Source organism: Pseudomonas fluorescens NCIMB 11764 (assembly GCF_000293885.2).
Taxonomy (GTDB): domain Bacteria; phylum Pseudomonadota; class Gammaproteobacteria; order Pseudomonadales; family Pseudomonadaceae; genus Aquipseudomonas; species Aquipseudomonas fluorescens_B.
Genome location: NZ_CP010945.1, coordinates 6,482,861 through 6,496,994 on the forward strand (window position 1 = coordinate 6,482,861; position 14,134 = coordinate 6,496,994).

Consider the following 14,134-nt stretch of genomic DNA (forward strand, 5'->3'; position numbering starts at 1 on the left):
GCATACAACGCCAACGAACCTGGAGCCACTACCATGAAAGCCAAACTGATCATCGCCCTGACCCTGTCCGTGCTGGCCGCCAACACCTTCGCCGCTGACGGTTACGACCGCACCGGTTCGGCAGCATTCACCACTGCAGCGGCTGTCGCTTCTGACGGTTACGACCACACCGGCTCGGCCAAAGTCGCCGCCGATGGTGCCGATCACGTCGGTGCAGGCAAACTCACTTCCGACGGCGCAGACCACGTCGGTGCAAGCAAACTCGCCGCCGATGGTGCAGACCACGTCGGTGCAAGCAAACTCGCTTCCGATGGTGCAGACCACGTCGGCGCAGGCAAACTCGCTTCCGATGGTGCAGACCACGTCGGCGCAGGCAAACTCGCTTCCGATGGTGCAGACCACGTCGGCGCAGGCAAACTCGCTTCCGATGGTGCAGACCACGTCGGCGCAGGCAAACTCGCTTCCGATGGTGCAGACCACGTCGGTGCCGCTCGCCTGAGCTGATCATCGAGCGTGACTGACAGCCCGACTTCGGTCGGGCTTAGTTGTGTCTGCAGCCACCGAAAACCGACTCAAAACACAAGATGTAGTGAAAAACCCGTTTTTCTGGCTATTTTTTGAACAAAAAAGTAGTGCGTCAAAATTTAAGAAAAAAAATCTTCACCCGCGATATCCAGCCAAAGCCCTGTAAACCCTCGCTCCGACCGAAAAACCCTCCTTCTCGACCGCTCCATGCGCGGATTCGCCCCACCACGGCCGTAAAAATTTCCCTATAATGCCGGCTTAAACGGGCCTGCAATATTCCCTTACAGGGGTCAAAAGCCAGTCTGAAGCCCACGCAGAACTGTTCACGCTATCTGCGCCCATCAGCGGCTTCGGAACACCCGTACAAAATTCTGTTTGATGCCTGCGTATAGCTGTTGCAAAAAACGATATTTCTATAGATCCAACGCGGTCAGACCGACCGTGTGAAAAACCATCACACGGGCATCTGGCCCTCACGCAGGAGACGACACGTCATGCTGAGCTGGGACGAATTCGACAAAGAAGACAGCGGCGAGACCGTGGTAAAAGGCGCCAACGCCGGCCACGCGACTGAAGCCAACATGGACCGACTCGACACCGCTGGTGGTGTCGCCGCTCAAGAAGCTCGCGCCGTAACCGCGAACGACTCTGCCGCTATCGCCCGTGCCAAAGCAGCCCTGGACAACCTCGACATCGCTGAAGGCCTCGCCGAACTCGAAGGCGCCTCTGCCCGTGTCGCCGTTGACGAAAAGCGCATGATCAACTGCCGCGCCGACCTCAACCAACTCGTGCCTTTCAAGTACGACTGGGCCTGGCAGAAGTATCTGGACGGTTGCGCAAACCACTGGATGCCGCAAGAAGTCAACATGACCGCCGACATCGCCCTCTGGAAAGACCCGGAAGGCCTGACCGACGACGAGCGCCGCATCGTGATGCGCAACCTCGGCTTCTTCTCCACCGCCGACTCCCTGGTTGCCAACAACCTGGTCCTGGCCGTGTACCGCCTGATCACCAACCCGGAATGCCGCCAGTACATCCTGCGCCAGGCTTTCGAAGAGGCGATCCACACCCACGCCTACCAGTACTGCATCGAATCGTTGGCCATGGATGAAGGCGAGATCTTCAACATGTACCACGAGATCCCATCGGTCGCGAAAAAAGCCACCTGGGGCCTCAAATACACCCGCTCGATCTCCGATCCGAAGTTCGAAACCGGCACCGTCGAAACCGACAAAGAACTGCTGCGCAACCTGATCGCCTACTACTGCGTTCTGGAAGGCATCTTCTTCTACTGCGGCTTCACCCAGATCCTCTCCATGGGCCGCCGCAACAAAATGACCGGCGTCGCCGAGCAGTTCCAGTACATCCTGCGCGACGAATCCATGCACCTGAACTTCGGCATCGACGTGATCAACCAGATCAAAATCGAAAACCCACACCTGTGGGATGCCGAGATGAAGGAAGAAGCTTCGCAGATGATTCTGCAGGGCACTCAGCTGGAGATCGAATACGCTCGCGACACCATGCCTCGCGGCGTGTTGGGCATGAACGCGGCGATGATGGAGGACTATCTGAAGTTCATCGCTAACCGTCGTTTGAGCCAGATTGGTTTGAAGGAAGAGTATCCAGGGACGACTAACCCGTTCCCTTGGATGAGCGAGATTATGGACTTGAAGAAAGAGAAGAATTTCTTTGAGACGAGAGTTATTGAGTATCAGACTGGTGGGGCGTTGAGCTGGGATTGATTCCCGAGCTCGCCGTGATTTGACGATGTAAATCGACAAATCGAAATACGAAAAGCCCCGATCTGATCGGGGCTTTTTATTGGGTAGGAAAAGACTTACTTATCTGACGCTCGCCGCCAAAACTCCTACAGCAACTCCAGATCTTTCTGCATTGATGAAAAATTAAAGCGCTTCTAAGCTCCATTGCAGGTGCCTAAGAAACGCCCAACGTAGAAGCTACTCAATCACACAATGATCGCGCATGTCTAAAAGGACATACGCACGACTTTGTGTTTGAAGATAATGCTTGTTGGGATGTCCTTAAGTCCTCTACGTCGGGTTTTGGCCCTCTCAACATTCATACGTAGAGGTAATGGATATGCCGACACAAAGCCCCCTCCGCTCCCCCTCCCTCTCGGAGATCGGTCATGCCTGATCCGATCATTCCAACACGCTTTGCACGCCACAACCTCCACCTCCATGCCCTCCTTCTGGAAAACCAGCCATGGTTCTGCGCCCGCGATCTCGGTCGTCTAATGGGTTTCCATCTAAGTGATCGTGTGGTCAGCAAACTGGACGAGGATCAGCGCCATACGTTGTTAATTGAGTACTACGGACAATCTGAGCGGCGACTCATGCTTAGTGAATCCGGTGCCTATGCGTTGCTGGTGTATCACTACGCCCCCGGGAATCGGTTATTGCGTGAGTGGCTGACTCATCAAGTAGTCCCGGCGTTGCGCGATGCGGGGCCTTCGAAGAATGCAGATCGGCCGATGTTGAGTTTGTTGGATTGGCCGGAGATGTCGTTGAGTCTGCTGCATTGGCAGGATGAAGGCTGGATTCGGCTGCGGGATATGCCTTATCTGTTACACGATCAGCCGCAACGACGGGTTAAGGTGGTTGAACCATGGTGGCGGAAGGTCGTGCAGATGTTTCAGTCGTCGAAGCATTCGCTTAGGATTCATCGTCAAAAACCCATCGACCATTGAGAAGACTTTTCAATTGCACAACGCTCAGCAACTGCTGGGGCTTCCTATGAACCATCGCGTGGCAATTTGCACAGAGTGGGATCAAGTCAGTCGCCGGATCGACAACTTGGTCCTCGTCAAATTCGGAAATGGGTTTCACATGGTGTACATGAATAAAGCCTTTTGCATGCGCGCCATACACTTTCTCGAAGTCAAAATCACAGGCTTTGCATCGAAGCCCATGAATAGCGATTGCGTGATGCCTGAGCTTTGGACAGCGCTCATACCTCACCCCGTAATAGGTGATTTTTTTTCCCTCAGTCCCGATAACGCTGGTTTCAAACTCCTGCGCAATATCAATTTGACTGAATTCGTCGACCTGCTCCAGCTTCAGCACCGCATGGGAGTAGATGTCGTCAAATACCATCTGGTCTATTAACCGGACACCATTACGCCAGTAATTACTCTTCAGTTTCACAGGAATCTGCTCAAGGTATTCTCCGTCGAGCTTGATCGGAACTGCAGATTCAAAGGGTCTGAAGCCCTCAATGACAGCGAACAAATCACCTTGCGTACTGTTCTCATCTGCATGAACCTTTCCGATTCGAGCAACACCAAAATAATGAGGGCTTGTACTCAGACGCTGATCCGAAAAAGATTTGTTTGTCATCTTCCCTTTGTAATACAGCACCGCCGTTCCTTCGGTCAGAATTGCTCGGTACTGTTTCGGGAAGTGATATCGGACCCCGGTTTCATCGGCCCACTTCGATTCATCATTTTCAGCAATGACAGCTGGCATCCACTCATCCTCTTATCAGAGGATAAAGATTACCAAAGTTAACGAATTCTCCTACACGATTGTCGGAAAGCTCTCTCGACCAGCTCAAACCAGAATCTCGAGAGCGGAGGCGGCGCATACGTCGCGCCCACAATTCTCATCAGGCTATGGCATCGTCAAGAAATGAAGATGTGCGCCTGACTAAGATGAATTAAAAAGTGCGCGATTACTCGCTTCCCGCTATTAATGCCCTTCCCCACTCAAGGACCCGAGCCCACCATGAAATTCGACCTCGCCTACTGCCTCAGCCTCGACGACAAGTTGTCGATCTATGACGTGCGCGATCTGAATTTCGACGAAACCATGGAGTTCGATTCCACCAAGGAACATTTCCAATGTCCCAATGACGCTTGCCGCTTGGCCTTCGATGCGGCGAATGTGTTGACGACCTTCAACGCCAAGAACGTGAACTACGTTCGCACCCCGCACTTCAAGAACACGCCCAGCACCCGGCATGTGGCGGATTGTCCTTATGTCAGTCTCAAGACGCCGGCGTCGGGTGTGGACGCGGACGGTGCGGAAACGGATGACAGCCGCGAGGAGCATTTTCCGTCGGAGTTGTTGCTGACTCGGCGTCAGTATGTGCGTAAGCCGTCGAACCCGGCGGTCGCGGCAGATGTGATGCGAGCGGACCTGCAACCGCCGACAAAGGCCAGTGACGTCGAGCACCCAAGCCACGAATCAGCACCGGACAAGACCAGCATCTTCGCTCACCCGGTGGAGTGTTTTGTCTCGAACTTCGAGGACAAAGACCTGCTCAAGCGCATGCCGCTGAAAATCGGCGAGCACACGGCGCCTTATGGGTCGTTCTTCAAGAAGATCGAGTACCTGACGGACAACAAGGGGCTGATTTACTGGGGCAAGATCAAGGAGATCAAGGATTACACCCAGAGCTTTCGCATCGATTTCGAGCAGAAGGTCTGGTTCAAGCAGGCGGATGAGGCGAAGAAAAAGCCGTATTCGGTCAACGTTTACCTGAGCAAGAAGTTGATCGAGAACTACCGCAAGCGCAAAGCGTTTCTGGAGGAGATCAAGCACGCCATCGACAGCGAGGCGCAGTTGTATTGCTTCTTTTATGGCGTGACGCCGGAGTTGAAGCAGGTGCCGAGCAAGAAAAACCCCGAGCAGACGTTCGGGGTGTTCAGTGCGAATATCGAGAACCTGGATCACTTCATTATTCGGGAAGCGCCGGGGTTGGAGGCGAAGTAACCGTGATCAGCTCAGGCACATGCTGATCATCACCACTACCAGCAAACCAATGTAAACCCGCGCATGTATCCGATCCGGAATCCGCCCGATCCACGGCGTGGCCAGTCGAATGCCCACCAACGATCCCATCGTCAAAACCGCAAACGCCAGCAGATCAACGTAACCGACAAACCACGCGCCCAGATCAAACTCGGTGAACCCCGCCATCGCCATGTAAGTCAGCGTCCCAGCCAACGCCACGGGCAGGCTTAGTGGATTGGCCATGGACGTTGCCTGAGACATGCTCAACCCGCAACGCCGCAACAACGGCACGGTCATGACGCTGCCGCCCACGCCAAGGAATGTGGCGATGGCGCCGATTCCTACGCCGCCACCGGATACTTCCGCCCTCCCCAATCGCCGTGGGATTGCGTTATCGGTGTGCGTCAGAAATCCACGTCTGAACAGGCAATCCACAATGGTTACGCCAAGGTAGGCAATAAAGGCATACCGAATCACCTCGCCACTGACCCACATCGCTGCCACTGCGCCGACCACAGCGCCCACTCCGATAAACCCACCCAACGGCCACAGGTAATGGCGAATCAGATTACCGGCTCGGTGGTGTTTTCCGGTGGCGACCAGGGCGTTGACGATCATCACGCAGGTCGAAGTAGCCACGGCGATGTGCATTGCCGATTGGCCAATCGGGTCGTCGGCACCGTGGCTGGCCATGAGCATGCGGTACAGCAATGGCACGACGACGAAGCCGCCGCCGAAGCCGAACAGCACGGCGGTGATGCCGGTCATGCAGCCGAAGAGTGTCAGCAAGAGATAGAACATTGCGCGTCGTCCATTGGTTGGGAGCGGTCGACGATAGAGCGATGTGGCTTGGCCTGCTTCAGCAAGTTAGCCAATAATGTTTGCGTTTACGCCAACTGCTGGAAGCCGCTTGATGCGCAATGTTTCGATTAATGGGCTGGATGACACGCCACGGTCGGTGGTGGCGATCGGTACGGATTATTCCTACGGTCAGGTGTTGCCTCTTCATACGCACCGACGGGCGCAATTGTTGTACGGCGCGACCGGGGTGATGCAGGTCAGCACGCATGACGGCAACTGGGTGGTGCCGCCGCAGCGGGCGGTGTGGATTCCGTCGGGGGTGGCGCATGAGGTGTTGATGCTGGGGGTGAGCACGCGGAGTTTGTACATCGAGCCGGGGGCGGTTGATCTGGGGAGTCGTTGTCAGGTGATCAGCGTTTCGCCGTTGATGCGGCATTTGCTGATGGAGGCGGTGGAGGTTCCGCTGGCGTACGACAAGGCCAGGCGCGACGGGGCGCTGATTGATTTGCTGCTGCATGAACTGGCGCGCAGTGCTCACTTGCCGTTGCACATTCCGCTGCCTGTCGATGCGCGGTTGCTTGCGTTGTGCCAGGGCTTTTTGCAGCGGCCCGATGCCCATCAGTCGCCGCAACAATGGGCGGATCAGTTGCACATCAGTTTGCGCACGTTCAATCGCCTGTTTCGCCAGCAGACCGACCTGAGTTTCAGCCAGTGGCGGCAGCGCGCCTGTGTGGTGTTGGCCCTCGCGCGGTTGGCGGTGGGTGAGCCGGTGACGCGGATTGCTTTGGATTTTGGCTATGACAGCCCGGCGGCGTTCTCGACGATGTTTCGCCGGGTGTTGGGGCAGGCGCCGTCCGTCTGGTTGGAGGGTACGAAATAAAAATGAGTTTGATCCGGGCGCAAAACAACTGTACAAAATCACAGTACTTTTTTGAATAAGCACTCTTGAGCCCGGAGAACACCATGGCCTCTTATGCGATGAAAATCACCCTGGAACGTATCGCCCTCTTCCAATTCACCCCTGCTCACTGCGCCCAGGCCCGGGCGATGCTGGGCTGGAGTGTTGATGAGTTGTCGCGGGAGTCTGGCGTTTCGGTCGACGCGATTGAGCGATTTGAGGCCCGCCGTGATGTGCCGGAGGCTGATCGACTGGCGCTGGCTTATCGGTTTGAGTCGGAGGGGTTGGTGTTCTTCCCGGGGTTTGCGCCGGGGCGGGGGATGAATATGAAAGGGTCGGCAGCGGAACCGATGGGGCGCACTGATTTCGCGATGGTCGAGTGAAAGAAATCATCGATTGACGATTATTCTGCCATTTATGTTCTGCACTGCTTTCAGAAGAAGTCGACTTCGGGTATCAGAACCACGCAGTCCGACATCGATTTGATCAAGGAGAGACTTCAGGCGGCGCAAGACCACGCAAAAGGATCAGATCATGATTGAAATCGAAGAAAGCAGCGGCAACGTCTACGAAGACCTCTCGGCGCCCAACGCCAATGAAATGCGCGTCAAATCCCAAACTGGCCGCAAAAATTGGCGAAATCATAAAGGCTCGCCATTTGACTCAGGTTCAAGCGTCTGAAATTTTGGGTCTGTCCCAACCCAAGCTCTCTGAAATGTTGCGCGGGAAGTTTCGCGGCATTAGTGAAGCAAAGATGATGGAATGCTTATCCCTGCTTGGGCGAGACGTGCAGATCGTGGTCAAGTCAGCCCCTCGATCGAGAAAAGAGGGGCGAATTGAGGTGGTTTTCACCTGAAGTAAAAATCCCAGTGTTTGCGTTAGAAGCCTTTACGGCTTGAACGCAGGCGTTGGCCTTGCGTTGGAAGCTTGTTCATACCCATAAGCAATTGCCAGCAGATGGGCCTCGCTCCACTGAGTCCCGAAGAAGAACACCGAGGTCGGCACTCCGTGATCGTCCGCTCCGGAAGGCACCATGATGCCGGGATAACCTGCCAACGCAGTGACATTCAACCCCGGGGAGCCGACGTCCCACACCACGGCATCCAGTTGATGCCCAAGCAGCACGTTGTCGATGGCAGCCGCATTTTCGCTTTGAATTTTTTGCCACAACTCGTTGTACGCGTTCTCGTCAAAATCGACGTTGTTGGCCGCGCTCAACGTGGTTTGCCCATACGCCTCGGCGTCGGGGCAGTGCTCGTTGTATTGCAGGAGTTCCTCCAGGCTCTGGATTGCAAGACCGGTTCGTGTGGCCAGGTATCGCGGCAAATCACGCTTGATACCCATCCAGAATCCGTTTTCCACCTCCTCCGGCGACAGGGATTGAGGATCATCGAACACCACCGGAATCAATGTCGCCCCTGCGGCCTGCATGACTTCCAGCGCACGGGAAAACTGAGGGTCGCTTTGTGCGGCCTCGCCGCTGGTCTCGAACTTGACGGGATACCCGATGCGCCGTCCCACCAAGGCATTCGGGACCAGCAAAGCCGTATAGTCCACGCCGCTGATGGCGTGCGGCTTTTTGACCGGTTCGGCGTCGTCGTTGCCGGACATGGCATTCAACAGCAGTGCCGCCTCCCGAACGGTGCGCGCCATGGGCCCGGGCGTATCGACTTTTTGACTCACCGGGACGATGCCGCTGCGGCTGAGCAAGCCCACGGTAGGCTTGAGGCCGACCACGCCGTTGACGGACGCCGGGGCGATAATCGAGCCGACGGTTTCCGTTCCGAGTGCCAGCGGCGCGAAACCTGCGGCAACCGCCGCGCCGGAACCTGAGCTTGAGCCGTAAGGCGATTCGCTCAACACGTGCGGGTTTTTGGTTTGCCCACCTCGGCTGCTCCACCCATCGGGGATGGCAGGATCGCGGAAATTCGCCCATTCACTGAGGTTGGTTTTCCCGAGTATCACCGCCCCTGCTGTTCTGAGCTGTTGCACGATGAAAGCATCTTGAGCGGCCGGCTGACCGACCATGGCCAATGAACCGGCGCTGGTCTGCATCTGATCGGACGTGTCGATATTGTCTTTGAGCAATACGGGAATGCCATGCAAAGGACCCCGTACGTGCCCTCGTTGTCGCTCTTGATCGAGCACTTCGGCAATGGCCAATGCATCAGGGTTGAGTTCGATGATCGCGTTGATCGCCGGTCCCTGTTTATCCAGCGCCTCGATCCGGTGCAGCAAGTGCTGCACGAGCGCTACAGCACTCAGCTGATTGCGCTCCATTCTTTGGCTGAGTTCATCGACACTTGAATATTCCAGCCCCGACTGGGGTGTCAGCCTTTGCGTAGCGTCGTTTCGCGTTACATCCATGTGATAAAGATCCTCGTGATGACTGATAGCGAGTGAATAAGCTCACTCGCTTTTCAAGCCTACAGACGCCGCTGGAAATGTCCGTCATCTCCTGGCACTGCATCACGTATGAATATTCGCGCCCATCTGTAGCCGCTCAGCCAACACTCTCCTGATACACCTGCTGCTCGACCTCGGACCACCAAACACTCCCCCGCTGCGGATACATCACGTTGAATGCCTCACCCATCTGCGGCGTGGTAATCGACACGCTGCGCTCCCAGGCCAGTGCCAGGATCCGGTCAAACGGTTCGAACCAGGCGTGCATCGACAGATCGAAGGTGCCGTTGTGAATCGGCAGTAACCAGCGGCCTTTGAGATCGATGTGTGCTTGCAGGGTTTGCTCAGGCTGCATATGAACATGCGGCCACTCAACGTTGTACGCACCGGTTTCCATCAGCGTCAGGTCGAACGGGCCGTACTGTTCGCCGATGCGTTTGAAGCCGTCGAAGTAACCGCTGTCGCCGCTGAAGAAGATCCGCGTGTGGGCGTCGATCATCACCCACGAGGCCCACAGTGTGCTGTTGCCATCGAACAGGCCACGGCCGGAAAAATGTTGCGACGGGGTGGCGATAAACTGGATGCCGTCGACTTCGGTGCCCTGCCACCAGTCGAGCTGGCGCACTTTGCTGGCGTCGATGCCCCACTTGATCAGGGTGTCGCCGACGCCCAGCGGCGTAAGGAAGTACTTGGCCTTGTCCGCCAGTTTGAGCACGGCCTCATAATCGAGATGGTCATAGTGATCGTGGGACAGGATCACCGCTTCGATCGGTGGCAATTCTTCGAGGCTGATGGGCGGTTGGTGAAAGCGTTTCGGACCGGCCCATTGCACGGGTGAAGCGCGGTCGGCAAAGACCGGGTCGGTGATCCAGAATTTATCCCGCAGCTTGAGCATGACGGTGGAGTGGCCGAGGCGATAGACGCTGTGATTAGGCGCGGCGATCAACGCATCGTGGGTCAGGCGTTGCACCGGGACGGCCGAGGTTGGGCGGGTGTTGCGCGGTTTGTGGAAGATCATGCTCCACATGATGCGTACCATTTTGCAAAAGCCTTCTCGCTGCACGGGCGCATGGTTTTTGAAGGCCCCGTCGACCTGACGGGAAGCTTCAGGCGCAGAGGCGTTGGTGGAATTGGCCATGACGGAATGACTCCAGGAAACCGCACAGTCGGCAGTTTCTGCGGTGGGACGATAAATGGCCAAGGCACGCACGCATCAGCCGAACACTCTATTTTTGGCTGTGCAGGATTAACCAAACATTACACTGCACAGTGTAGTTTCTAGGTTGCATCAAAGCCGATCACAAGTAAACTGCTGAGTGTAATTCCTGAATTCTTCTGCCGAAGCGTACTTATGACAGCTCCACAGCGCCTGACCGACCGAAAACGCGAAGCGATCATCCAAGCGGCGATTGCCGAATTCCGTGCCAACGGTTTCGACATCACCAGCATGGACAAGATTGCCGCCACCGCTGGCGTGTCGAAGCGCACGGTGTACAACCACTTCCCCAGCAAGGAAGAGTTGTTCGCCGAAATCCTCAATCAGTTATGGGCGCGGGTGACGGCCGAACAAGAAACGTCCTACCGCCCTGACCTGCCGCTGCGCGATCAGATGCGCCTGATCCTGATGGCGAAATTGCAGATGATGGGCGATGACAATTTTCTCGACCTGGCGCGGGTCGCGATCGCAGCCACCATCCATTCCCCGGAGCGGGCGCAGAACATGGTCGCGCGAATGGGCGAGCGCGAAGAAGGCCTGACCGTGTGGATTCGTGCCGCTCAGGCCGATGGACGCTTGAAGCCGGTCGACCCGGGGTTTGCCGGCCAACAGATTCAGGGAATGCTTAAATCCTTTGCCTTCTGGCCGCAGATTTCCATGGGGCTGCCCGGCCTTTCGCCCGAGATGCAGACCACCGTCGTGGACTCTGCGCTGGACATGTTCCTCGCCTGCTATCAGCTCTGAATCAAGCGTTCACTGCGCCCTGGCCCCTATTAAATGGCTTGGAAGGACACTGATTATTCCCGCTGGAATAAATGACAATGTCCGCGATTGACCGATGAACGGTAGCTCTGAATAAAACACGGCAATGTGTTTCAGAATGAATCTGGCGCAGGACACTATGGAAAACCAACGCGGCAAGGGCTTGTCATTTGCCAGACGCATTTACCTGCCCCGAACCATTGGCCTTGGCGTCGGTTGCATCAGCGTGGCCGCTGCGTTGTCTCCATTGAACATGCCGTTTTGGGTGTGGGCGTGGATGCTGGTGAACGCCTTTGTCTGGCCCCACGTTGCCTATCAACTGTCGATCCGCGCGAACTTTCCCTACAAGACCGAACGCCGCAACCTGCTTTTCGATTCGCTGTGTGGCGGTTTCTGGGCGGCGACGGTTCAGTTCAACCCGCTCACGACAGTGACCATCCTGGCGATGATGGCGATGAACAACGTCGCCACGGGCGGCCTGCGGTTGTTCATGCTCGGCACCTTGACCCAAGCGACGGGCGTCATGATTGCCTGGCTGTTGTTCGGCGCGATGTTCAACCCAACGACCACCAATGTACAGATTTGGGCGTGCCTGCCGATCCTCACGCTCTACCCGTGGGCGGTGGGTATGGTCTGCTATCGGTTGGCGATCAAACTGTCCGAACACAAACGCGCCTTGAGTGCCTTGAGCCGCACTGACAGTCTGACCGGCCTGCTCAACCACGGCGCCTGGAAAGACCTGCTGCAACTGCAATTCCACCACTGTCGCGAACACCAACAACCCGCCGCGATTGCCTTGATCGACATCGATCACTTCAAACCCATCAACGACACTTACGGGCACATCGTCGGTGACTCGGTGCTGCGCCAGCTGAGCGCCGAGCTCAAGCGCAACCTGCGCGAATGCGATCTGGCCGGGCGCTATGGCGGTGACGAATTCTGCGTGATCCTGCCCGGCATGCCGTTGCATCAGGCGCGGGATGTCATGGAACGCCTACGCGAGGTGCTGCATGACTACCGGCATCAGGAGATTCCCGGACTGCGGGTCAGCCTGAGCATCGGCCTGGCCGCTTTTCACCCGTCCTTCACCGATGCCATCGCCTGGCTCGATGACGCGGACAAAGCCCTCTATACCGCCAAAAACACCGGCCGCAATAAAATCTGTGTAGCCACCCGCGATACCGAGCGCAACACGGCTGTCACGCTGGCGATTTAGCCAAAGCTGCGCGGCTTGCCGGGCAGTGGCGCTATAGTGGACCTCAGTCCAGCGCTGCAGAGAGCATCATGACCACCGAAACCAAAACCACCGCGACCGTCGATCACTTGCGTTTCCAGCGTCCTCACGCTCACCTGGCGCCGACCTTCGGCACTGACAAGTTTGCCCTGCGCGCCGAGGCCTTTGCGCGGTTCTTCGGCACGCCGATGTTTCTCGGGGCGCAGACGCTGATCGTCGCAATATGGATTTTTCTCAACGTGGCGGGCATCACCCACTTCGATGCCTACCCCTTCATCCTGCTCAACCTGGCGTTCAGCCTGCAAGCGGCGTACGCCGCACCGTTGATTCTGCTGGCCCAGACCCGCCAGGCAGCACGGGACAAAGCCCAGTCCGAGGCCGATGCGCGGCACCGCGAAGACCTGGCCGTCGCCAACAGCGAACGTCAGGCCCAGGCGGCGCAGAACACCGCGCAATTGCTCGAGTTGCTCGAGCAAAACACCCGCCTCACCGAGATGACCAAAACCCTCACGGAACGCATCGAAGTCCTGACGTCGGAAATGCACCAGCATTTCGTGCGCAAGGCCTGACACTGTTCAAGGCAGTTTCAACGCCAGCCCCAACTCATCAAACAACGTCACCACCGAACGCAAGGCGCGACAATCCGGACGGGTCAGCAACCACAACGCGGTGTCGTAACCGTGCAGCGGCTCGCTCAACGGCTGCAGCCCGTCACCGATCAGAAAGTCCGGCAATGCCGCAACGCCCAACCCGGCCCGCACCAGTTCGGTGACCGACAACATGCTGTTGCAGCGATAACCCGGTGTGACGCCAGGCAAGTGTTGGCGCCGCCAGGCGACCGTGGGGTGATCGGGGAGGAAGTCGTCCGGGGCGATCCACGTGAGCGAGGCCAGGTCTTGGGCATCGACCGATTTCAGATACGCCGGACTCGCACACACACGGTACGACACCTGCGCCAGGCGTCGTCCTACCAAATGCTCGGGTGGCGCCTGGGTCAGGCGCAAGGCGATGTCCGCATCCCGGCGGCTGAGGTTGGCGAAGTCATTGGAGGTGCTCAGCTCGAGCGTCAGCGCCGGGTAACCGGGCATGAATTGCGCCAGCGCCGGCAACAGCAAACCTTGCAGGACCGAATCGGTACAGGTCAGGCGCACGGTGCCGCTGATGACTTCACCGCCCTGCTCCACGCCGATGCGCGCGGCCTCCAGCGCCTGTTCGGCGCGCTCGGCCTGTTCGGCCAAGGTCTGCGCCAGGCTGGTGGGCAAGTAGCCGGCGCGGCTCTTTTCGAACAATTGCTGACCCAATGCCGCTTCCAGTCGGCGCACGGCGCGGAACACGGTCGAGACGTCGACTTTCAACAACGCCGAAGCCCGGGCCAACGAGCCGCCACGCACCAGGGCGAGGATCAGAGACAGGTCGGGGTACTCCAGTCGATAGTGCGTGGCTGCATTGATCACTTGGGATAACGCCAATATTGATTGCGTGAACGCCAATCTATAGTGGGTTCCAGGAATCAACAAGCGTCGAGAGCACTC

At 57.2% G+C, this 14,134-nt stretch carries 15 protein-coding genes and 1 pseudogene; 11 read left to right on the plus strand and 5 right to left on the minus strand.

Features of this window, described 5'->3' with window-relative positions; genetic code table 11:
* Positions 1–33: 33 nt before the first annotated feature.
* From B723_RS29460 to B723_RS29470, 3 genes are all read left to right on the plus strand, one after another.
* Positions 34–504, plus strand: a complete 471-nt coding sequence (locus tag B723_RS29460) for a hypothetical protein (protein ID WP_052909719.1) — start codon at positions 34–36, stop codon at positions 502–504.
* A gap of 515 nt (positions 505–1,019) precedes the next feature.
* Positions 1,020–2,270, plus strand: a complete 1,251-nt coding sequence (locus B723_RS29465) for a ribonucleotide-diphosphate reductase subunit beta (RefSeq protein WP_017340233.1) — start codon at positions 1,020–1,022, stop codon at positions 2,268–2,270.
* 407 nt (positions 2,271–2,677) lie between these two features.
* Positions 2,678–3,238 (plus strand): BRO-N domain-containing protein, encoded by a 561-nt coding sequence (locus B723_RS29470; RefSeq protein WP_017340234.1) that lies wholly within the window; start codon positions 2,678–2,680, stop codon positions 3,236–3,238.
* Here B723_RS29470 and B723_RS29475 read toward each other — a convergent pair.
* Complete coding sequence (locus B723_RS29475) at positions 3,204–4,016, minus strand: HNH endonuclease (RefSeq protein ID WP_017340235.1); 813 nt, start codon at positions 4,014–4,016, stop codon at positions 3,204–3,206. The genes B723_RS29470 and B723_RS29475 overlap by 35 nt on opposite strands.
* 258 nt (positions 4,017–4,274) lie before the next feature.
* Here B723_RS29475 and B723_RS29480 point away from each other — a divergent pair, with 258 nt between their 5' ends.
* A complete protein-coding gene (locus tag B723_RS29480) occupies positions 4,275–5,264 on the plus strand; it encodes a hypothetical protein (RefSeq protein ID WP_017340236.1) in 990 nt (329 codons plus the stop codon).
* 6 nt (positions 5,265–5,270) lie between these two features.
* Here B723_RS29480 and B723_RS29485 read toward each other — a convergent pair whose 3' ends face one another.
* Positions 5,271–6,086, minus strand: a complete 816-nt coding sequence (locus B723_RS29485; protein WP_017340237.1) for a sulfite exporter TauE/SafE family protein — start codon at positions 6,084–6,086, stop codon at positions 5,271–5,273.
* A 112-nt stretch (positions 6,087–6,198) separates the two neighbouring features.
* Here B723_RS29485 and B723_RS29490 point away from each other — a divergent pair, with 112 nt between their 5' ends.
* The 4 genes and pseudogenes from B723_RS29490 (at position 6,199) to B723_RS29500 (ending at position 7,840) form a co-directional block, all read left to right on the plus strand.
* Positions 6,199–6,966 (plus strand): AraC family transcriptional regulator, encoded by a 768-nt coding sequence (locus B723_RS29490; RefSeq protein ID WP_017340238.1) that lies wholly within the window; start codon positions 6,199–6,201, stop codon positions 6,964–6,966.
* A gap of 83 nt (positions 6,967–7,049) precedes the next feature.
* Positions 7,050–7,367 carry a helix-turn-helix domain-containing protein gene (locus B723_RS29495; protein ID WP_017340239.1) on the plus strand — a complete coding sequence of 106 codons (318 nt, stop codon included), beginning with the start codon at positions 7,050–7,052 and terminating at the stop codon, positions 7,365–7,367.
* A gap of 30 nt (positions 7,368–7,397) precedes the next feature.
* Entirely contained in the window at positions 7,398–7,526 is a 129-nt protein-coding gene (locus B723_RS33275; protein ID WP_274521494.1) for a type II toxin-antitoxin system RelE/ParE family toxin, read from the plus strand.
* A pseudogene (locus tag B723_RS29500) lies at positions 7,519–7,840 on the plus strand (helix-turn-helix domain-containing protein). The gene B723_RS33275 and the pseudogene B723_RS29500 overlap by 8 nt, the downstream one beginning before the upstream one ends.
* 32 nt (positions 7,841–7,872) lie before the next feature.
* Here the strand turns inward: B723_RS29500 and B723_RS29505 are convergent.
* Positions 7,873–9,351 carry an amidase family protein gene (locus B723_RS29505; RefSeq protein WP_050558262.1) on the minus strand — a complete coding sequence of 493 codons (1,479 nt, stop codon included), beginning with the start codon at positions 9,349–9,351 and terminating at the stop codon, positions 7,873–7,875.
* Between the two features lie 136 nt (positions 9,352–9,487).
* Positions 9,488–10,528, minus strand: a complete 1,041-nt coding sequence (locus B723_RS29510; RefSeq protein WP_017340241.1) for an MBL fold metallo-hydrolase — start codon at positions 10,526–10,528, stop codon at positions 9,488–9,490.
* A 213-nt stretch (positions 10,529–10,741) separates the two neighbouring features.
* On the opposite strand from B723_RS29510, the gene B723_RS29515 reads away from it, so the two are divergent.
* From B723_RS29515 to B723_RS29525, 3 genes are all read left to right on the plus strand, one after another.
* Entirely contained in the window at positions 10,742–11,350 is a 609-nt protein-coding gene (locus tag B723_RS29515) for a TetR/AcrR family transcriptional regulator (protein ID WP_017340242.1), read from the plus strand.
* A 157-nt stretch (positions 11,351–11,507) separates the two neighbouring features.
* Positions 11,508–12,584: a diguanylate cyclase gene (locus tag B723_RS29520; protein WP_031319072.1), complete on the plus strand. Its 1,077-nt coding sequence runs from the start codon at positions 11,508–11,510 to the stop codon at positions 12,582–12,584.
* 68 nt (positions 12,585–12,652) lie between these two features.
* Positions 12,653–13,171, plus strand: coding sequence for a DUF1003 domain-containing protein (locus B723_RS29525; protein ID WP_017340244.1), 519 nt, complete (start codon positions 12,653–12,655; stop codon positions 13,169–13,171).
* 6 nt (positions 13,172–13,177) lie between these two features.
* Here B723_RS29525 and B723_RS29530 read toward each other — a convergent pair whose 3' ends face one another.
* On the minus strand, positions 13,178–14,119 hold the full coding sequence (locus B723_RS29530; RefSeq protein WP_080995171.1) for a LysR family transcriptional regulator: 942 nt from the start codon (positions 14,117–14,119) through the stop codon (positions 13,178–13,180).
* Positions 14,120–14,134: the final 15 nt, after the last annotated feature.

Bases quoted from the DNA above. Each gene is read 5' to 3' on its own strand.
- B723_RS29515 (WP_017340242.1), top strand. From the start codon at position 10,742: ATGACAGCTCCACAGCGCCTGACCGACCGAAAACGCGAAGCGATCATC.
- B723_RS29520 (WP_031319072.1), top strand. From the start codon at position 11,508: ATGGAAAACCAACGCGGCAAGGGCTTGTCATTTGCCAGACGCATTTAC.
- B723_RS29490 (WP_017340238.1), top strand. From the start codon at position 6,199: ATGCGCAATGTTTCGATTAATGGGCTGGATGACACGCCACGGTCGGTG.
- B723_RS29510 (WP_017340241.1), bottom strand. From the start codon at position 10,528: ATGGCCAATTCCACCAACGCCTCTGCGCCTGAAGCTTCCCGTCAGGTC.
- B723_RS29495 (WP_017340239.1), top strand. From the start codon at position 7,050: ATGGCCTCTTATGCGATGAAAATCACCCTGGAACGTATCGCCCTCTTC.
- B723_RS29475 (WP_017340235.1), bottom strand. From the start codon at position 4,016: ATGCCAGCTGTCATTGCTGAAAATGATGAATCGAAGTGGGCCGATGAA.
- B723_RS29485 (WP_017340237.1), bottom strand. From the start codon at position 6,086: ATGTTCTATCTCTTGCTGACACTCTTCGGCTGCATGACCGGCATCACC.
- B723_RS29505 (WP_050558262.1), bottom strand. From the start codon at position 9,351: ATGGATGTAACGCGAAACGACGCTACGCAAAGGCTGACACCCCAGTCG.
- B723_RS29460 (WP_052909719.1), top strand. From the start codon at position 34: ATGAAAGCCAAACTGATCATCGCCCTGACCCTGTCCGTGCTGGCCGCC.
- B723_RS29480 (WP_017340236.1), top strand. From the start codon at position 4,275: ATGAAATTCGACCTCGCCTACTGCCTCAGCCTCGACGACAAGTTGTCG.
- B723_RS29465 (WP_017340233.1), top strand. From the start codon at position 1,020: ATGCTGAGCTGGGACGAATTCGACAAAGAAGACAGCGGCGAGACCGTG.
- B723_RS29525 (WP_017340244.1), top strand. From the start codon at position 12,653: ATGACCACCGAAACCAAAACCACCGCGACCGTCGATCACTTGCGTTTC.
- B723_RS29470 (WP_017340234.1), top strand. From the start codon at position 2,678: ATGCCTGATCCGATCATTCCAACACGCTTTGCACGCCACAACCTCCAC.